General features: G+C 56.7%; 13 protein-coding genes, 1 tRNA gene, 3 rRNA genes and 1 riboswitch. Of the genes, 12 read left to right on the top strand and 5 right to left on the bottom strand.

Features of this window, described 5'->3' with window-relative positions; translation table 11 throughout:
• Positions 1–69: 69 nt before the first annotated feature.
• The 3 genes from thiE to AC6I8F_RS18135 form a co-directional block, all read right to left on the bottom strand.
• Positions 70–717: a thiamine phosphate synthase gene (gene thiE, locus AC6I8F_RS18145; protein ID WP_498028808.1), complete on the bottom strand. Its 648-nt coding sequence runs from the start codon at positions 715–717 to the stop codon at positions 70–72.
• On the bottom strand, positions 717–2,639 hold the full coding sequence (gene thiC, locus AC6I8F_RS18140; RefSeq protein ID WP_088517690.1) for a phosphomethylpyrimidine synthase ThiC: 1,923 nt from the start codon (positions 2,637–2,639) through the stop codon (positions 717–719). Before thiC ends, thiE begins: the two co-directional genes overlap by 1 nt.
• A 91-nt stretch (positions 2,640–2,730) precedes the next feature.
• Positions 2,731–2,831: riboswitch (TPP riboswitch) on the bottom strand.
• 152 nt (positions 2,832–2,983) lie between these two features.
• Positions 2,984–3,490, bottom strand: coding sequence for an Rsd/AlgQ family anti-sigma factor (locus tag AC6I8F_RS18135; protein WP_021508199.1), 507 nt, complete (start codon positions 3,488–3,490; stop codon positions 2,984–2,986).
• A gap of 88 nt (positions 3,491–3,578) precedes the next feature.
• On the opposite strand from AC6I8F_RS18135, the gene nudC reads away from it, so the two are divergent.
• From nudC to AC6I8F_RS18105, 6 genes are all read left to right on the top strand, one after another.
• On the top strand, positions 3,579–4,352 hold the full coding sequence (gene nudC / locus AC6I8F_RS18130; RefSeq protein ID WP_498028323.1) for an NAD(+) diphosphatase: 774 nt from the start codon (positions 3,579–3,581) through the stop codon (positions 4,350–4,352).
• A 39-nt stretch (positions 4,353–4,391) separates the two neighbouring features.
• The gene (gene hemE, locus AC6I8F_RS18125) at positions 4,392–5,459 is read left to right on the top strand and encodes a uroporphyrinogen decarboxylase (protein ID WP_498028322.1); all 1,068 of its coding nucleotides are present in this window, start codon (positions 4,392–4,394) and stop codon (positions 5,457–5,459) included.
• Between the two features lie 2 nt (positions 5,460–5,461).
• Positions 5,462–6,130, top strand: a complete 669-nt coding sequence (nfi, locus tag AC6I8F_RS18120) for a deoxyribonuclease V (RefSeq protein ID WP_498028321.1) — start codon at positions 5,462–5,464, stop codon at positions 6,128–6,130.
• A gap of 62 nt (positions 6,131–6,192) precedes the next feature.
• Positions 6,193–6,783, top strand: coding sequence for a YjaG family protein (locus tag AC6I8F_RS18115; protein WP_031279834.1), 591 nt, complete (start codon positions 6,193–6,195; stop codon positions 6,781–6,783).
• A gap of 188 nt (positions 6,784–6,971) precedes the next feature.
• A complete protein-coding gene (gene hupA, locus AC6I8F_RS18110; RefSeq protein WP_007886275.1) occupies positions 6,972–7,244 on the top strand; it encodes a nucleoid-associated protein HU-alpha in 273 nt (90 codons plus the stop codon).
• A gap of 68 nt (positions 7,245–7,312) precedes the next feature.
• Positions 7,313–7,978, top strand: a complete 666-nt coding sequence (locus tag AC6I8F_RS18105) for a DUF1481 domain-containing protein (protein WP_021508194.1) — start codon at positions 7,313–7,315, stop codon at positions 7,976–7,978.
• A gap of 28 nt (positions 7,979–8,006) precedes the next feature.
• Here the strand turns inward: AC6I8F_RS18105 and purD are convergent, their stop codons facing one another.
• Positions 8,007–9,287: a phosphoribosylamine--glycine ligase gene (gene purD / locus AC6I8F_RS18100; RefSeq protein WP_021508193.1), complete on the bottom strand. Its 1,281-nt coding sequence runs from the start codon at positions 9,285–9,287 to the stop codon at positions 8,007–8,009.
• 18 nt (positions 9,288–9,305) lie between these two features.
• Positions 9,306–10,895, bottom strand: a complete 1,590-nt coding sequence (purH, locus tag AC6I8F_RS18095) for a bifunctional phosphoribosylaminoimidazolecarboxamide formyltransferase/IMP cyclohydrolase (protein ID WP_021508192.1) — start codon at positions 10,893–10,895, stop codon at positions 9,306–9,308.
• A gap of 626 nt (positions 10,896–11,521) precedes the next feature.
• On the opposite strand from purH, the gene AC6I8F_RS18090 reads away from it, so the two are divergent.
• The 6 genes from AC6I8F_RS18090 to aceB all read left to right on the top strand — a co-directional run bounded on the left by AC6I8F_RS18090 (position 11,522) and on the right by aceB (position 19,781).
• A 16S ribosomal RNA gene (locus AC6I8F_RS18090) occupies positions 11,522–13,063 on the top strand.
• A gap of 86 nt (positions 13,064–13,149) precedes the next feature.
• Positions 13,150–13,225, top strand: a tRNA-Glu gene (locus AC6I8F_RS18085).
• A 214-nt stretch (positions 13,226–13,439) separates the two neighbouring features.
• Positions 13,440–16,343, top strand: a 23S ribosomal RNA gene (locus AC6I8F_RS18080).
• Between the two features lie 223 nt (positions 16,344–16,566).
• A 5S ribosomal RNA gene (rrf, locus tag AC6I8F_RS18075) occupies positions 16,567–16,682 on the top strand.
• The 16S, 23S and 5S rRNA genes sit together here with 1 tRNA gene alongside, the layout of an rRNA operon.
• 300 nt (positions 16,683–16,982) lie before the next feature.
• Positions 16,983–17,912 carry a homoserine O-acetyltransferase MetA gene (metA, locus tag AC6I8F_RS18070; protein ID WP_031279798.1) on the top strand — a complete coding sequence of 310 codons (930 nt, stop codon included), beginning with the start codon at positions 16,983–16,985 and terminating at the stop codon, positions 17,910–17,912.
• A 270-nt stretch (positions 17,913–18,182) separates the two neighbouring features.
• Positions 18,183–19,781 (top strand): malate synthase A, encoded by a 1,599-nt coding sequence (gene aceB / locus AC6I8F_RS18065; protein ID WP_498028320.1) that lies wholly within the window; start codon positions 18,183–18,185, stop codon positions 19,779–19,781.
• The last annotated feature ends 11 nt before the right edge of the window (positions 19,782–19,792 follow it).

Here is a 19,792-nt window from a genome sequence, read left to right as displayed (position 1 = left end):
GGTCGCGCCAGCCCTGACTGCTGCCGTTTGCGCGCCGTATTCGCGGATTTTTAGCGCCGTTGCAGTCAGTTACAACGCTTTTGCGACATGCTCCGGGGATTCTACCAGCGCCAGCAGCTGGCGGGTCGCCGCCTGCCAGTCTTCCGCCTGGGTAATCGCGCTGACCACGGCAATGCTGCCGACACCGGTCGCCAGCACCTCCGGCACGCGCGCCAGCGAAATGCCGCCAATCGCCACGGTGGGAATGTGCTGCAGCCGCGCCAGATGGCGCTTCAGCTCGGCAATGCCCTGCGGCGCAGAGGGCATCTCTTTGGTTTGTGTCGGAAAGATGTGGCCGAGCGCAATATAGGACGGACGCAGCGCCAGTGCGCGATCCAACTCGGCGTCATCGTGTGTCGACAGACCCAGGCGTAACCCGGCGTGGCGGATAGCGTCCAGATCTGCCACATCCAGATCCTCCTGACCAAGATGCACACCATAGGCGTTGTACTTGATCGCTAAGTGCCAGTAATCGTTGATAAACAGCCGCGCGCCGTACTGTTTGCCCAGGGCGATGGCATCACGTACTGCGGCTTCAATCTGGCGATCATCGCCATCTTTGATGCGCAGCTGGAGGGTGCGCACGCCGGCTGCCAGCAGGCGTTCAATCCACAACACGCTGTCGACAACCGGATAGAGCCCCAGTTTTGGCGCGGTGGCAGGGAAGGCTTCAGTCATCATTTTTCCTCTTTCAGGGCATCGGCGGCGTGATACAGCTCGCCGCCACGGCTACGGAAGGCATCGGACATTTGCGCCATGCCCAGCGCTATCGGCTGGGCTTCAGCCTGCTGGCGGGCGGCAAATTCGCGCACTTCCTGGGTGATTTTCATTGAACAGAATTTGGGGCCGCACATGGAACAGAAGTGGGCCACTTTGCCGGATTCCTGCGGCAGGGTTTCGTCGTGATAGGCCCGCGCGGTATGCGGATCGAGTGCCAGATTAAACTGATCTTCCCAGCGGAACTCGAAGCGAGCTTTCGACATGGCGTTGTCGCGGATCTGCGCGCCGGGATGGCCTTTAGCCAGATCGGCTGCGTGCGCGGCGATCTTGTAGGTAATCAGCCCCTGCTTAACATCCTCTTTATTCGGCAGGCCAAGGTGCTCTTTCGGCGTGACGTAGCACAGCATCGCACAGCCAAACCAGCCGATCATGGCGGCGCCAATCCCGGAGGTAAAATGATCGTAGCCCGGCGCGATATCGGTCGTCAGCGGGCCCAGCGTATAAAACGGCGCTTCATGGCAGTGTTCCAGCTGCTCGGTCATATTGCGGCGGATCATCTGCATCGGCACGTGACCGGGGCCTTCAATCATGACCTGCACATCATATTGCCAGGCGATTTGCGTCAGCTCGCCTAAGGTACGCAGTTCGGCAAACTGGGCTTCGTCGTTGGCGTCCTGAATCGAGCCGGGACGTAAACCATCACCGAGCGACAGCGCGACATCATAGGCGGCGCAGATTTCACAGATTTCGCGGAAATGCTGGTAGAGGAAGTTTTCCTGATGATGTGACAGGCACCACTTCGCCATGATTGAGCCGCCGCGCGACACGATGCCGGTCAGCCGTTGTGCGGTCATCGGCACATAGCGCAGCAGCACGCCCGCGTGAATGGTGAAGTAATCAACGCCCTGCTCAGCCTGTTCCAGCAGGGTATCGCGGAAAATGTCCCAGTTAAGATCTTCTGCGATGCCGTTGACCTTTTCCAGCGCCTGATAGATTGGCACCGTGCCGATCGGCACCGGACTGTTGCGCAAAATCCACTCGCGCGTTTCATGGATATAGCGGCCAGTCGACAGATCCATCACGGTATCTGCCCCCCAGCGCGTGGCCCACACCAGTTTTTCCACTTCCTCTTCAATCGACGAACTTACCGCCGAGTTGCCGATGTTGGCGTTAACCTTTACCAGAAAATTGCGGCCGATAATCATCGGCTCTGATTCGGGGTGATTGATGTTGGCAGGAATGATGGCGCGGCCGCTGGCCACTTCGGCGCGCACGAATTCGGCGCTGATATTCTCCGGCAGCTGCGCGCCAAAGCCGTGGCCGGCGTGCTGCTGCAACAGCGTTGCACTGCGGATACGCTCACGGCCCATGTTTTCGCGCAGCGCGATGAACTCCATCTCCGGCGTGATAATGCCCTGACGCGCATAGTGCAGCTGCGTGACGCGGCGACCCGCTTTGGCCCGGCGCGGCTGCGGCAGGTGTTCAAAACGCAGATGATCCAGCCCGTCATCTGCCAGCCGCTGCTGACTGTAGCTTGAGCTGAGTGCGCTGATGGTTTCGCTGTCGTTGCGTTCGGCGATCCAGCCGGCGCGCAATTTTGCCAGACCCTGATGCACATTGATGGTCGCGTGGGGATCGCCATAGGCACCGGCAGTGTCATACACCGGGACTGGTTCATTTTCTGCGTATTGCGGATGATCTTTGCTGCCGCCGGTGTGCGTCGGGCTGAGCTGAATTTCGCGCATCGGGACGCGGATATCCGCACGGCTGCCGCTGATCCAGATACGTTTGGAGTTAGGGAAGGCGGTTCCCTGGAGCGAATCGATAAATTTTTGCGCCTGCGCGCGTTGTTCACGACGTGAGGTTTTAGCATCAGACATAGCAAGTTTCCTGAAAACAAGGGGAAGCTGCTTGTCCGGAGTCCGGAAGGAGTAACAGAAACGGTGCCGGGCGCCTGACTGCACCGTGCTGATCACATCTACTCTTGTTCCCTTCGCAGGTACTAACCTGATCAGGTTCCGCGGATCCCGAATTAACGGTCTCAGCCCCTAAGGGCACTCCGACAAGTTTACGTTTTACGCGATAAGCGACTTTACTGACTGTTGCACGCTGCGCTTATATCGCAAAGTTTGATTGTGAATTGTCGTTAAAAAAGACAATAAAAAAGCCCATTCAGCATAAAAGGGCTTTTCCTGAATAACAAGTCTTTTACAACTGCAGCGGTTCAGGCTGGACGAGCAATAGTGCTGTCATTGGCCACCGGCGGGCGCGCCAGCTGGTTATCCCAGGCGAGCTGAATCAGTTTGTCTTCCAGCGTAAAGCGTGACTCCAGCGCTTCGCCCACTTCTGACAGCGCCTGCTGGAAATCCACGCAGTTGTCGTCATTAATGGCCTGCTGCAGATGGCTGTCATACAGTTGCATCAGACGTTCAGTATTGCCTTCCAGCGCCGGATAGATCTGCGCCGCCGCAATCATCGGGCTGTCGCCGGACATCTCGCTGATGATGCGCTCGTAAACGCTGAAGTGGCCGGTAGAGAGATAGTCCACCAGACGATGGCAAAACGCATCCAGCGCCTGTTCATCCAGCGCGGTCAGCGCTTCTTTATTCGGCTTCATGCCAATTAACTCGTAATAGGTGACGAGCAGCTGTCGACGGGCGCGCAACCATGAGTCGACTAATTCATTACCGCCACCTACACGCTCGGTCAGGTTATCTAACTGGGTAAGCATACGGGGCTCCAGGTGAGTTATAGTTGTTTATTACACACTTAACATCAGGATTTCAGCGTGCCATTTGACGCTAAGGACAACGATTAAGATGCAACGTGAGATCTCAAGCGTAGACGCTGGCTGGTGGATTGTCAGCTCCGCGCAGAAACTTTGGTTGCCGCAAGGCGAGTTGCCGCATGGCTTATCCGGCGAGTTTGGCCTGACCGGCAGCAGCGGCAGAGTGATTGGCGAGTGGCAGAGCGAAAACGTCTGGCTGGTATGCGAAGCGCGTCCGGACAATATGGCCTCGGTGCGCCAGCTGATTGACGAAGATGTCGGTCTGTTTCAGCTCGCCGGGCGCGGCGTGCAGCTGGCAGAGTTCTACCGTTCGCATCGCTGGTGCGGCTATTGCGGCCATGAAATGCAGCACAGCAAGCGCGAATTTGCCTGCCTGTGCAGCCACTGCCGCGAGCGCTACTATCCGCAAATCGCCCCCTGCATCATTGTGGCGATCCGTCGCGGTGAGGAGATCCTGCTGGCAAACCATGCGCGCCATCGCAACAGCATTTACACCGTGCTGGCCGGTTTTGTCGAAGTCGGCGAAACGCTGGAGCAGGCGGTGGCCCGTGAGGTGATGGAAGAGAGCAACGTGCGGGTAAAAAATGTGCGTTACGTAACTTCGCAGCCGTGGCCATTCCCGCACTCGCTGATGATGGCGTTCATGGCGGAGTACGATGGCGGCGAGCTGCAGCACGATGGTAAAGAGCTGCTGGATGCCGGCTGGTATCGCTACGACGATCTGCCCCTGTTGCCGCCGCCGGGCACCGTGGCGCGCCGGCTGATTGAAGATACGGTTGCGCTGTGTCGCGCCAGCACGGCGTGAAAATGCTACACTGCCGGCCTTAGCATGAGAGAGCCCATTATGAGTGAACTGAAGAACGATCGTTATCTGCGCGCCCTGTTACGCCAGCCGGTGGATATCACCCCGGTATGGATGATGCGACAAGCCGGGCGTTACCTGCCGGAATACAAAGCCACGCGCGCTGAGGCCGGTGATTTTATGTCGCTGTGTAAGAACGCGGAGCTGGCGTGCGAAGTCACCCTGCAGCCGCTGCGCCGCTATGCGCTGGATGCCGCGATCCTCTTCAGCGATATCCTGACCATTCCGGATGCGATGGGCCTGGGGCTCTACTTTGAGACCGGCGAAGGTCCGCGTTTCTCCCACCCCATCGCCTGTCGTGCCGATGTGGATAAACTGCCGGTGCCGGATCCGGAGCAGGAGCTGGGTTACGTGATGAATGCGGTGCGCACCATCCGTCACAACCTCAAAGGCGAAGTACCGCTGATCGGTTTCTCCGGCAGCCCGTGGACGCTGGCAACCTACATGGTAGAAGGCGGCAGCAGCAAGGCTTTCACCAAAATCAAGAAGATGATGTACGCCGAGCCGCAGACGCTACACGCGCTGCTGGATAAGCTGGCAGAGAGCGTGATCCTTTACCTCAACGCGCAGATTAAAGCGGGTGCGCAGTCGGTGATGGTGTTTGATACTTGGGGCGGCGTGCTGACCGGGCGCGACTATCGCGAGTTCTCGCTCTATTACATGCACAAAATCGTCGACAGCGTACTGCATGAGAACGAAGGACGACGCGTGCCCATCACCCTGTTTACCAAGGGCGGCGGCCAGTGGCTGGAAGAGATGGCGGCCACCGGCTGTGATGCGCTGGGCCTTGACTGGACCACCGATATTGGCGAAGCGCGGCGCCGCGTGGGCGATAAAGTCGCGCTGCAGGGCAACATGGATCCGTCTATGCTGTATGCACCCCCTGGACGAATTGAGCAGGAAGTGGCAGGGATTCTGGAAGGCTTTGGCGCAGGCGAAGGCCACGTCTTCAACCTCGGTCACGGGATTCATCAGGATGTTCCGCCAGAGCACGCTGGCGCGTTTGTGGAGGCGGTGCATCGGTTATCACGACCATATCATCAGGGATAAGCATGGATTTAGCCGCACTACGACAGCAACAGGTACAGCTCGCCGCCAGCGTGGTGCGGCAGGATGATTTTGACGTACTGCCGCCGCGCTTCATTGGCGGCGCCGATGTCGGTTTAGAACAGGGCGGCGAGGTAACGCGCGCCGCCCTGGTGATCCTCGAATACCCTTCATTAACGCTGGTGGAGCATCGCATCGCGCGTGTCGCGACCACCATGCCTTACATCCCCGGTTTTCTCTCGTTTCGCGAAATTCCAGCGCTGCAGGCGGCGTGGCAGCAATTGTCGCAGCGGCCCGATCTGCTGTTCGTCGACGGCCATGGAATCTCTCATCCGCGCCGGCTGGGCGTTGCCGCGCATTTCGGCTCGCTGCTGGATGTGCCGACTATCGGCGTAGCGAAAAAGCGCCTGTGCGGCCGTTTCGCTGAGCTGGATGCGGCACCGGGCAGTCGTCAGCCGCTGATGGATAAAGGCGAGCAGATTGCCTGGGTGTGGCGCAGCAAGACGCGCTGCAACCCGCTGTTTGTCTCAACCGGCCACCGCGTCAGCCTCGACAGCGCACTGCACTGGGTTGAAGCCTGCATGGCCGGCTACCGCTTGCCGGAGCCAACGCGCTGGGCTGATGCCGTGGCATCTGGCCGTCCCGCTTTTGTGAAGTGGCAAAATGCGCGCTAACGCTGTTTGTGCGCGGCTTTTGCGGTACACTGCCGCCAGCTAATCTACCGAGAGTAAGTTTGATGTTACAGAACCCCGTCCATTTGCGTCTGGCGAAGCTGGAAAGCTGGCAGCACATGACCTTTATGGCCTGTCTGTGCGAGCGGATGTTCCCCAATTACTGGGCCTTCTGTCAGCAGACCGAGTTTGCCGATCCGCAACTCTATCGCCGCATTCTCGACCTGGTGTGGGAAAGCCTGACGGTGAAGGATGCCAAAATCAATTTCGACAGCCAGCTGGAGAAACTGGAAGCGGCGATCCCAAACGGTGACGACTTTGACGTTTACGGCGTGCACCCGGCGATTGACGCCTGCGTGGCGCTAAGTGAACTCCTGCACGCGCAGCTGAGCGGTGAAACGCTGGAGCACGCCATCGAAGTCAGCCGCACGTCGATCACCACCGTGGCCATCCTTGAAATGACCCAGGCCGGTCGCGAAATGAGCGACGAAGAGCTGCGTGACAACCAGGCGGTAATTGACGAATGGGACCTGCAGTGGGAGATTTTTCGCCTGCTGGCAGAGTGCGAAGAACGGGACCTGGAGCTAATCAAAGGGCTACGTGCAGACCTGCGTGAAGCCGGAATCAGTAACATCGGTATAATTTTTCAGCAATAAGGCGAGAAAACGTGACTTCAGGCCCGAATTACCGCGCCTGGAGGCTTCACATCAGCCCCCTGTCTGGTCTACATTTGGGGGGCTGAAAATTGTGGCTATCGGTGCGTGCAGGCTGAAGAGTGCCAGAATATGGCTTTTCCCTCGCACTCGTTGCTTAGCAAGCGATAAATACACTTTAAGGATAACTTATGAACAAGACTCAACTGATTGATGTGATCGCAGAGAAAGCGGACCTGTCTAAAACCCAGGCTAAAACTGCGCTGGAATCTACCCTGGCTGCGATCACTGAGTCTCTGAAAGAAGGTGATGCTGTACAACTGGTTGGTTTTGGTACTTTTAAAGTGAACCACCGCGCTGAGCGTACCGGTCGCAACCCGCAGACTGGCAAAGAGATCAAAATCGCTGCAGCTAACGTGCCAGCGTTCGTCTCTGGTAAAGCACTGAAAGACGCTGTTAAGTAAGTTTTCCGCATCGCGGTTTAGCTTTAAAAGAGGGGCGATTTCGCCCCTTTTTGTTACCGGGGCCTGCTATGCTGAACATCTCTCCTCAGCGCCTCTGCGCCATCCTCCTCGGGGTATTACTCACCGGCTGCAGTGCCACTCCCGATCTTCCGGCTTTCACCGCCAGCGGCTATCTTTCTGACCGTGGCACGGTGCGAATCTGGCGTAAAAACGGCGACCACGAAGCCGTCCATCTGCGTACTGTCTACACCCCTTTCAATGGCGATAGCCGGGAAACCACCGACTATATCTGGCAGGCGGATAAACTGCTGAGCGTGGAACGGCACGTCACTGGCCAACAGCCGGACGACGTAACCCTGCGTTTCGACCATCAGGGCAACCTTAATTTTATGCAGCGACAGCTGGCTGGCCGGCGTGAAGCCGTCAGCGCCGACAGCGTCGAGCTGTACCGGTTTGATGCGCAGCGCATGCTGGCGCAGAGCAATGCACTGCTGAGTGGCCGGGTACTGTTGCGGCAGGGGCACTGGCAGGGCGGTACGCAGGTTCGTGACTGTGAGGGGCAGCAGGTGAATGTGGCGTTCGATCGAGACACGCTGGCGACGCTGTATCGACAGCAGCAGGGGCAGCAACAGCCGATTACCCTGTCGTGGCTGGAAGCGCCAGAGGGGATTCAGCTGCTGCGTGCCACGCCGGAAGATGAGTGCCGCTGGCAGCCGAAAGAGGCTGATTTTTAGCGGCGACCGGCTGGCCGCCGCCGGGGACTTACTTGCGGTTAATCGCGCGGTAACCGATATCATTACGGCAGAAGCTGCCGTTCCATGAGATGTGCTGCGCCAGCGCGTAGGCATTCTTCTGCGCTGCCGCCACATCTTCACCCAGCGCAGTCACGCACAGTACGCGACCGCCGCTGGTCACCACCAGATCATCTTTCAGGGTGGTGCCGGCATGGAATACCTTCCCGTCCGGTACGTCTTCCAGCGGCAGACCGTGGATCTGATCGCCCGTGTTATAGTCGCCCGGATAACCGCCAGCGGCCAGCACCACGCCGAGTGACGGGCGCGGATCCCACTGTGACTGCTGCTGATCGAGCTTGCCGTCGACAGCGGCGAGGCACAGCGCGACCAGATCCGACTGCAGGCGCAGCATGATCGGCTGCGTTTCCGGATCGCCGAAGCGGCAGTTGAATTCGATCACCTTCGGCTGACCGGCTTTGTCGATCATCAGACCGGCATACAGGAAACCGGTGTAGGTGTTACCTTCAGCTTTCATGCCGTTGACGGTTGGCCAGATGATCTGATCCATCACGCGCTGGTGGATCTCATCGGTCACTACCGGTGCCGGTGAGTAAGCGCCCATGCCACCGGTGTTCGGGCCGGTGTCGCCGTCGCCAACACGTTTGTGATCCTGGCTGGTGGCCATTGGCAGGACATTATCGCCGTCCACCATCACGATGAAGCTGGCTTCTTCACCATCAAGAAACTCTTCGATGACGATGCGGTGACCCGCGTCGCCAAACGCATTGCCGGCCAGCATGTCCTGCACTGCCGCTTCCGCTTCTGCCAGCGTCATGGCGACAATGACGCCTTTACCCGCGGCCAGACCGTCCGCTTTGATGACGATCGGCGCGCCTTTCTCACGCAGGTAAGCCAGCGCGGGTTCCACCTCGGTGAAGTTCTGGTATTCCGCCGTCGGGATCTGCTGGCGGGCAAGGAAATCTTTGGTGAAGGCTTTTGAGCCCTCCAGCTGCGCGGCAGCCTGCGTCGGGCCAAAGATTTTCAGGCCGGCAGCGCGAAACGCATCGACTACGCCAATCACCAGCGGCGCTTCCGGCCCGACGATGGTCAGGTCGATGTTTTCCTGCTGCGCAAACGCCAGCAGTGCCGGAATATCGGTGGCGCTGATGGCCACGTTCTGCAGGGCCGGCTCCAGCGCGGTACCGGCGTTACCTGGCGCAACAAATACGGTTTCTGCCAGCGGCGACTGTGCTGCTTTCCACGCCAGCGCGTGTTCACGTCCACCATTACCAATCACTAAAATTTTCATCGTTACAGCTCCAGGCTATTAATGGCGGAAATGACGCATGTCAGTGAAGATCATCGCGATGCCGTGCTCGTCGGCGGCAGCAATCACTTCATCATCGCGGATAGAACCGCCCGGCTGGATCACACAGGTGATGCCCACTGCCGCCGCAGCATCAATGCCATCGCGGAACGGGAAGAAGGCGTCGGAAGCCATGGCGGAACCCTTCACCTCCAGTCCTTCGTCAGCGGCTTTGATGCCGGCAATTTTGGCAGAGTAAACGCGGCTCATCTGGCCCGCGCCAATACCGATCGTCATGTTGTCGCGTGCATACACAATGGCGTTGGATTTAACGAATTTCGCCACTTTCCAGCAGAACAGCGCGTCACGCAGTTCCTGTTCGGTCGGCTGACGCTGGCTGACAACGCGCAGCTGGCTGGCATCGACCATACCGAGATCGCGATCCTGAACCAGCAGGCCACCGTTGACGCGTTTGAAGTCGAGACCGGCCACGCGGCTCTGCCACTGACCGCACACCAGAACGCGGACGTTCTGTTTGGCTGCGGTCACGCGCAGTGCCGCTTCACTGGCCGATGGCGCAATAATGACTTCCACGAACTGACGGCTGATGATCGCCTGCGCGGTTGCTTCATCCAGCTCACGGTTAAAGGCGATGATGCCGCCGAACGCCGAGGTCGGATCGGTTTTATAAGCGCGCTCGTAGGCGGCAAGAATTGAATCGCCTGCGGCGACGCCACATGGGTTAGCGTGCTTGACGATAACGCAGGCTGGCTCGCTGAACTCCTTGACGCACTCCAGTGCCGCATCGGTATCGGCAATATTGTTGTAGGACAGCGCTTTGCCCTGCAGCTGCTGTGCGGTGGCGACCGACGCTTCGCTGACTTGCTCTTCAATATAGAAAGCAGCGTCCTGATGGCTGTTCTCGCCGTAACGCATATCCTGCTTTTTAATAAAGTTGAGGTTCAGGGTGCGCGGGAAGCGGCCGGCCGGCGCGGTGCTCTCGCCGTGATAGGCCGGTACCAGGCTGCCAAAGTAGTTGGCAATCATGCTGTCGTAAGCGGCAGTGTGTTCGAAGGCTTTGATGGCCAGATCGAAACGGGTTTCCAGCGTCAGGGAATTTTCGTTGGCATCGAGCTCCGCGATGATCGCGTCGTAGTCACTGCTCTTTACCACGATCGCCACGTCTTTGTGGTTCTTGGCTGCCGAGCGCACCATGGTGGGACCGCCGATATCAATGTTCTCAACGGCATCTTCCAGGCTGCAGTCGGCTTTCGCCACGGTCTGGGCAAAGGGATAGAGGTTCACCACCACCATGTCGATAGGATTGATGGCGTGCTCAGCCATGATGGCATCATCGGTGCCGCGACGGCCCAGAATGCCACCGTGCACTTTGGGGTGCAGCGTTTTGACGCGTCCATCCATCATTTCCGGGAAACCGGTGTAGTCAGAAACTTCCGTGACGGGCAGGCCGGCATCTGCCAGCAGGCGCGCGGTACCACCTGTGGAGAGCAGCTCAACACCACGATGGGAGAGGGCCTGAGCAAATTCGAGGATACCGGCTTTGTCAGAGACACTGAGCAGAGCGCGGCGTACAGGACGACGTTGTTGCATGGTGGTTTTATCCCTTGGCTTTGTTTCGCGTAAATAAGAGCGTTACATCAGGCTTAACTTCTCTCTCTATATATAGAAGAGAACATTTACCTCAGGTAACGCCCCAAAAGGGGCATCCTTGACGTCGCGGGGCATTGTAGCGAAAACGTTTGCGCGATGCTCGCCTAAATTTATTACCGGCTGCAGATGTGGATAACTTTGTGTGTAACCGGGTATAAGGCGGGGTTTTGCTGTGGAATGCAGCGAACGATTGTTTTTATTGAATTTAGCGGTTGCGCGTGCCGAACAACTCCCTATAATGCGCCTCCATCGACACGGCACAACGACTTACGGAATGCGGTGTAGACAGGAAGCTTCGTTAAGAACTTCCGCCGGAGAAAAACGCTGAAAAAAGTGTTTGACTCTGAAGGAGGAAAGCGTAATATACGCCACCTCGCGACAGCAGGCCGAACGCCGCGTCGCACCGCTCTTTAACAATTTATCAGACAATCTGTGTGGGCACTCGCAGGATTGATATCAGCGTCTCCGGACGTAAAAAATATCAAGTCTTTGCTGAGTGAACACGTAATTCATTACGAAGTTTAATTCACAGAGCATCGCTGCACTCGTTGCAGCAAATCAAACTTAAATTGAAGAGTTTGATCATGGCTCAGATTGAACGCTGGCGGCAGGCCTAACACATGCAAGTCGAACGGCAGCACAGAAGAGCTTGCTCTTTGGGTGGCGAGTGGCGGACGGGTGAGTAATGTCTGGGAAACTGCCCGATGGAGGGGGATAACTACTGGAAACGGTAGCTAATACCGCATAACGTCGCAAGACCAAAGTGGGGGACCTTCGGGCCTCACACCATCGGATGTGCCCAGATGGGATTAGCTAGTAGGTGGGGTAATGGCTCACCTAGGCGACGATCCCTAGCTGGTCTGAGAGGATGACCAGCCACACTGGAACTGAGACACGGTCCAGACTCCTACGGGAGGCAGCAGTGGGGAATATTGCACAATGGGCGCAAGCCTGATGCAGCCATGCCGCGTGTATGAAGAAGGCCTTCGGGTTGTAAAGTACTTTCAGCGGGGAGGAAGGCGGTGAGGTTAATAACCTCGCCGATTGACGTTACCCGCAGAAGAAGCACCGGCTAACTCCGTGCCAGCAGCCGCGGTAATACGGAGGGTGCAAGCGTTAATCGGAATTACTGGGCGTAAAGCGCACGCAGGCGGTCTGTTAAGTCAGATGTGAAATCCCCGGGCTTAACCTGGGAACTGCATTTGAAACTGGCAGGCTTGAGTCTCGTAGAGGGGGGTAGAATTCCAGGTGTAGCGGTGAAATGCGTAGAGATCTGGAGGAATACCGGTGGCGAAGGCGGCCCCCTGGACGAAGACTGACGCTCAGGTGCGAAAGCGTGGGGAGCAAACAGGATTAGATACCCTGGTAGTCCACGCCGTAAACGATGTCGACTTGGAGGTTGTGCCCTTGAGGCGTGGCTTCCGGAGCTAACGCGTTAAGTCGACCGCCTGGGGAGTACGGCCGCAAGGTTAAAACTCAAATGAATTGACGGGGGCCCGCACAAGCGGTGGAGCATGTGGTTTAATTCGATGCAACGCGAAGAACCTTACCTGGCCTTGACATCCAGAGAACTTAGCAGAGATGCTTTGGTGCCTTCGGGAACTCTGAGACAGGTGCTGCATGGCTGTCGTCAGCTCGTGTTGTGAAATGTTGGGTTAAGTCCCGCAACGAGCGCAACCCTTATCCTTTGTTGCCAGCGGCTCGGCCGGGAACTCAAAGGAGACTGCCGGTGATAAACCGGAGGAAGGTGGGGATGACGTCAAGTCATCATGGCCCTTACGGCCAGGGCTACACACGTGCTACAATGGCGCATACAAAGAGAAGCGACCTCGCGAGAGCAAGCGGACCTCATAAAGTGCGTCGTAGTCCGGATTGGAGTCTGCAACTCGACTCCATGAAGTCGGAATCGCTAGTAATCGTAGATCAGAATGCTACGGTGAATACGTTCCCGGGCCTTGTACACACCGCCCGTCACACCATGGGAGTGGGTTGCAAAAGAAGTAGGTAGCTTAACCTTCGGGAGGGCGCTTACCACTTTGTGATTCATGACTGGGGTGAAGTCGTAACAAGGTAACCGTAGGGGAACCTGCGGTTGGATCACCTCCTTACCTGAAGATACTTTCCCGCGAAGTGCTCACACAGATTGTCTGATGAAAAAGTAATGAGCAAAGCGTCTTACGAAAGAGACTTCAGTGTCCCCTTCGTCTAGAGGCCTAGGACACCGCCCTTTCACGGCGGTAACAGGGGTTCGAATCCCCTAGGGGACGCCACTGCTTGGTGACAGGTGAAAGGTGTCTCCACAGAATATCTCAAAACTGACGGTAACGTCGTGTTTGAGATATTGCTCTTTAACAATCCGGAACAAGCTGAAAATTTGAAACGACGCGTCGTATTCATTCTCCGTAATAAGAATGAAATGGCGATGCGTTCGGGTCTCTCAAATGCTTGCAGTCCGCAGCGTTGCAAAACGCCTGTGGGTTGTGAGGTTAAGCGACTAAGCGTACACGGTGGATGCCCTGGCAGTCAGAGGCGATGAAGGACGTGCTAATCTGCGAAAAGCGACGGTAAGGTGATATGAACCGCTACAGCCGTCGATGTCCGAATGGGGAAACCCAATGCACTTGTGCATTATCGTTAACTGAATACATAGGTTAACGAGGCGAACCGGGGGAACTGAAACATCTAAGTACCCCGAGGAAAAGAAATCAACCGAGATTCCCCCAGTAGCGGCGAGCGAACGGGGAGCAGCCCAGGACCTGAATCAGCTTGTGCATCAGTGGAAGCGTCTGGAAAGTCGCGCGATACCGGGTGACAGCCCCGTACACGAAGATGCACAGGTTGTGAGTCCGACGAGTAGGGCGGGACACGTGGTATCCTGTCTGAACATGGGGGGACCATCCTCCAAGGCTAAATACTCCTGACTGACCGATAGTGAACCAGTACCGTGAGGGAAAGGCGAAAAGAACCCCGGCGAGGGGAGTGAAACAGAACCTGAAACCGTGTACGTACAAGCAGTGGGAGCACCTTTAGGGTGTGACTGCGTACCTTTTGTATAATGGGTCAGCGACTTATATTCTGTAGCAAGGTTAACCGCATAGGGGAGCCGAAGGGAAACCGAGTCTTAATTGGGCGTTAAGTTGCAGGGTATAGACCCGAAACCCGGTGATCTAGCCATGGGCAGGTTGAAGGTTGGGTAACACTAACTGGAGGACCGAACCGACTAATGTTGAAAAATTAGCGGATGACTTGTGGCTGGGGGTGAAAGGCCAATCAAACCGGGAGATAGCTGGTTCTCCCCGAAAGCTATTTAGGTAGCGCCTCGTGAACTCATCTCCGGGGGTAGAGCACTGTTTCGGCTAGGGGGCCATCCCGGCTTACCAACCCGATGCAAACTGCGAATACCGGAGAATGTTATCACGGGAGACACACGGCGGGTGCTAACGTCCGTCGTGAAGAGGGAAACAACCCAGACCGCCAGCTAAGGTCCCAAAGTCATGGTTAAGTGGGAAACGATGTGGGAAGGCACAGACAGCCAGGATGTTGGCTTAGAAGCAGCCATCATTTAAAGAAAGCGTAATAGCTCACTGGTCGAGTCGGCCTGCGCGGAAGATGTAACGGGGCTAAACCATGCACCGAAGCTGCGGCAGCGACACTATGTGTTGTTGGGTAGGGGAGCGTTCTGTAAGCCGCTGAAGGTGTGCTGTGAGGCATGCTGGAGGTATCAGAAGTGCGAATGCTGACATAAGTAACGATAAAGCGGGTGAAAAGCCCGCTCGCCGGAAGACCAAGGGTTCCTGTCCAACGTTAATCGGGGCAGGGTGAGTCGACCCCTAAGGCGAGGCTGAAAAGCGTAGTCGATGGGAAACAGGTTAATATTCCTGTACTTGGTGTTACTGCGAAGGGGGGACGGAGAAGGCTAGGTTATCCGGGCGACGGTTGTCCCGGTTTAAGCGTGCAGGTGTGAAGACCAGGCAAATCCGGTCTTCTTTAACACTGAGGCGTGACGACGAGCCGCTACGGCGGTGAAGTAACTGATGCCCTGCTTCCAGGAAAAGCCTCTAAGCTCCAGGTAACACGAAATCGTACCCCAAACCGACACAGGTGGTCAGGTAGAGAATACCAAGGCGCTTGAGAGAACTCGGGTGAAGGAACTAGGCAAAATGGTGCCGTAACTTCGGGAGAAGGCACGCTGGCGCGTAGGTGAAGGGACTTGCTCCCGGAGCCGAAGCCAGTCGAAGATACCAGCTGGCTGCAACTGTTTATTAAAAACACAGCACTGTGCAAACACGAAAGTGGACGTATACGGTGTGACGCCTGCCCGGTGCCGGAAGGTTAATTGATGGGGTTATCCGCAAGGAGAAGCTCTTGATCGAAGCCCCGGTAAACGGCGGCCGTAACTATAACGGTCCTAAGGTAGCGAAATTCCTTGTCGGGTAAGTTCCGACCTGCACGAATGGCGTAATGATGGCCAGGCTGTCTCCACCCGAGACTCAGTGAAATTGAAATCGCTGTGAAGATGCAGTGTACCCGCGGCAAGACGGAAAGACCCCGTGAACCTTTACTATAGCTTGACACTGAACATTGAGCCTTGATGTGTAGGATAGGTGGGAGGCTTTGAAGCGCGGACGCCAGTCTGCGTGGAGCCATCCTTGAAATACCACCCTTTAATGTTTGATGTTCTAACGTAGGCCCGTAATCCGGGCTGCGGACAGTGTCTGGTGGGTAGTTTGACTGGGGCGGTCTCCTCCCAAAGCGTAACGGAGGAGCACGAAGGTTGGCTAATCCTGGTCGGACATCAGGAGGTTAGTGCAATGGCATAAGCCAGCTTGACTGCGAGAGTGACGGCTCGAGCAGGTGCGAAAGCAGGTCATAGTGATCCGGTGGTTCTGAATGGAAGGGCCATCGCTCAACGGATAAAAGGTACTCCGGGGATAACAGGCTGATACCGCCCAAGAGTTCATATCGACGGCGGTGTTTGGCACCTCGATGTCGGCTCATCACATCCTGGGGCTGAAGTAGGTCCCAAGGGTACGGCTGTTCGCCGTTTAAAGTGGTACGCGAGCTGGGTTTAGAACGTCGTGAGACAGTTCGGTCCCTATCTGCCGTGGGCGCTGGAGAATTGAGGGGGGTTGCTCCTAGTACGAGAGGACCGGAGTGAACGCACCGCTGGTGTTCGGGTTGTCATGCCAATGGCACTGCCCGGTAGCTAAGTGCGGAAGAGATAAGTGCTGAAAGCATCTAAGCACGAAACTTGCCCCGAGATGAGTTCTCCCTGACCCTTTAAGGGTCCTGAAGGGACGTTGAAGACGACGACGTTGATAGGCCGGGTGTGTAAGCGCAGCGATGCGTTGAGCTAACCGGTACTAATGACCCGTGAGGCTTAACCTTACAACGCCAGAGGCGTTTTGGTCTGAGAGACCGAAAGAATTTTCAGCCTGTGACGGATAAAGAATCAGCTTTGTTCTGCGGACGCGAGTCCGGAGGATTTCGCGCTGAGGCGAGGCGGCAAGCGAAGGAAAGGAAGGAGCATACACGAGTATGTGACTGACTTTGCGAGCGCGGCCAACGCGGCATCAGTGCGAAAGACGCGGGACAGGGCACAAAGAATTTGCCTGGCGGCAACAGCGCGGTGGTCCCACCTGACCCCATGCCGAACTCAGAAGTGAAACGCCGTAGCGCCGATGGTAGTGTGGGGCCTCCCCATGCGAGAGTAGGGAACTGCCAGGCATTAAATAAGTGAAGAAGCCCCGGACGAGAGTCCGGGGCTTTTTTACGTCCGTACTCCGGCAAATTTCCCGCCAAAAACCCCCTCCATAACGACTTATTTAATCCTGAAAAAATTCTAACGCGCTCTTTTCCCGACCTTATTGCTGCTGCTCACCGCGCGGCGCTCGCGGCCATTGCCGCTCAATGCTGAAACATTTTCATAAACCGCATGAAGACTCGACATCCAGCGGCAGCCAGGCTAATCTCGGGCATCTGGATGTCTAAACGTTTATATGGTTATCAGCAAGAGGTCAGCAGGTTATGCCAATCAGGATCCCCGACGAATTACCGGCAGTGAATTTTTTGCGTAATGAGAATGTCTTTGTCATGACCTCATCGCGCGCCAGTGTTCAGGAGATTCGTCCGCTTAAAGTGTTAATCCTTAACCTGATGCCCAAAAAAATCGAGACCGAAAACCAGTTTCTGCGCCTGCTCTCTAACTCGCCACTGCAGATCGATGTTCAGCTGTTACGCATCGACAGCCGCGAGTCGCGCAACACGCCAAGCGAGCATCTGAACAACTTCTACTGCAACTTCGACGATATCGCTAACGATAACTTTGACGGCCTGATTGTCACCGGTGCGCCGCTGGGGCTGGTTGATTTCAATGATGTTGCCTACTGGCCACAGATTCAGCGCGTGCTGCACTGGGCGAAAGAGCACGTCACTTCTACGCTGTTTGTTTGCTGGGCGGTGCAGGCGGCGCTTAACATCCTGTATGGCATTCCTAAACAGACGCGACAGAACAAGCTGTCTGGCGTCTATGAGCATCAGATCCTTCATCCGCACGCGCTGCTGACGCGCGGTTTTGATGACAACTTCCTGGCACCGCATTCACGCTATGCTGATTTTCCCAGCCAGCTGATTCGTGACTACACCGATCTCGAGCTGTTTGCCGAATCAGAGAGCACCGGTGCCTATCTGATGGCGAGTAAAGACAAACGACTGGCGTTTGTCACCGGCCATCCGGAATATGACGCTCTCACGCTGTCGGGTGAGTACCATCGGGACTACGAGGCCGGCCTGCACCCTGAGGTGCCGTTCAACTACTTCCCGCAGGACAACCCGGAATTGCCGCCGCGCGCCACCTGGCGTAGCCACGGCAACCTGCTGTTCTCCAACTGGCTCAACTACTACGTCTACCAGATTACACCATTCGATCTGCGCCACATGAATCCAACGCTCGAGTAAAACGCCTGCTAACAACGCGTTTAAACCTGCCGTGACAGCCGCGTGTTGTCGCGGCTTTTTTTTGCCTTTTTTCTATGATGGAACGTATTGCCTTTATTTCGTGGGATTAAATTACAGTTAAATCAGATAAATAAAATCAAATAAACACTAAAATGGAAATAGTTTTTGAAATTAAAATAAAAATGATTATGCTCTGATCTTGCCGGTTAAAAAATACCCTACAGCCCGATCCTGTCGTTAGAAAAAGGATCAAACCAGGAGGCAGCCCGCATGACAGACACGGTTATCAGCCCGACACTGACCTTTAGCCAGCCCTTTACCCACGCGGAGAAGCAGCTGCTCACGCCCGAAGCCATTGATTTCCTGCACTCGCTGGTGGTGCGCTTTGCACCCGAGCGCGAGCGTCTGCTGAAAGCGCGTCAGCAGCGCCAGCAGCGCTACGATCAGGGGGCGTTGCCAGACTTCGATTCGGAAACCGCTTCCATTCGGAAAGGTGACTGGCAGGTGAGGCCCATTCCTCAGCTACTGCGCGATCGCCGCGTCGAAATCACCGGTCCGCCAGATCGCAAAATGGTGATCAACGCGCTGAACGCTAACGTCAAAGTGTTCATGGCCGATTTTGAGGATTCGCTGGCACCGACCTGGCAAAAACTGCTTGATGGCCAGCTGGCGCTGCGCGATGCGGTTAACGGCACGCTGAGTTTCACCAGCGAAAACGGCAAGATCTACCAGTTACGATCCGATCCGGCGCTGCTGATGTGCCGGGTTCGCGGCTTACATCTGGATGAGAAGCATGTTGAGTGGCGCGATCGGGCCATTCCCGGCGGGTTATTCGACTTTGCGCTCTATCTGTTTCACAACGTCACCGCGCTGCTGGAGAAGGGCCACGGTCCGTGGTTCTATCTGCCGAAAACCGAGCATGCGACGGAAGTGGCATGGTGGAGGGAAATCTTCCGCTTCAGTGAAGATCGTTTCGATCTGCCGCGCGGCACCATCAAAGCCACGGTACTGATCGAGACGCTGCCCGCGGTATTCCAGATGGATGAGATCCTGTGGGAACTGCGCGATCACGTAGTTGGCCTCAACTGTGGTCGCTGGGATTACATCTTCAGCTACATCAAAACGCTGGGCCAGCATGGTGACCGCATTCTGCCGGATCGTCAGCAGATCAGCATGGACCAGCCGTTCCTCGAGGCTTATTCGCGCCTGCTGATCAAAACCTGCCACCGGCGCGGTGCGCTGGCGATGGGCGGCATGTCGGCGCTCATCCCGGCCAAAGACGCTGAACGCAACGCCTGGGTGATGCAGAAAGTGCAGGAGGACAAAGCACGGGAAGCGGGCAACGGCCATGACGGTACCTGGGTCGCGCATCCAGGCCTGGCGGATATCGCCATGGCGGAGTTTGACCGTCAGCTGGGCGATCGCCCCAATCAGCTGCACGTCAGTCGTGAACAGGATACGCCGATCACCGCCGAGCGCCTGCTGCGCCCGTGCCGTGGTCAGCGCACCGAAGCCGGGATGCGCGCCAACATCCGCGTTGCGCTGCAGTATCTGGAAGCGTGGATCAGCGGCAATGGCTGCGTGCCTATTGATGGGCTGATGGAGGATGCCGCTACCGCGGAGATTGCCCGCACCTCCATCTGGCAGTGGATTCACCACAAGCAAATCCTCAGCGATGGTCAGCTGGTGACCGCCGCGCTGTTCGAACAGTTTCTTGATGAAGAGCTGGCGGCCCTGCGCCACAGCCTGGGTGACTCGCGCTTTGACGCCGGTCGCTATGAAGATGCGGCTGCGCTGATGGCGCAAATCACCACCGACGAACAACTGGTTCCTTTCCTCACCCTGCCGGGCTACCGCCTGCTGCCCTGACTCTGGAGATA

The sequence above is a fragment of the gamma proteobacterium symbiont of Axiagastus rosmarus genome (assembly GCF_059730925.1).
Note: the sequence above shows the minus strand (reverse complement) of the source record. Positions and strands in the feature narration are given on the sequence as shown.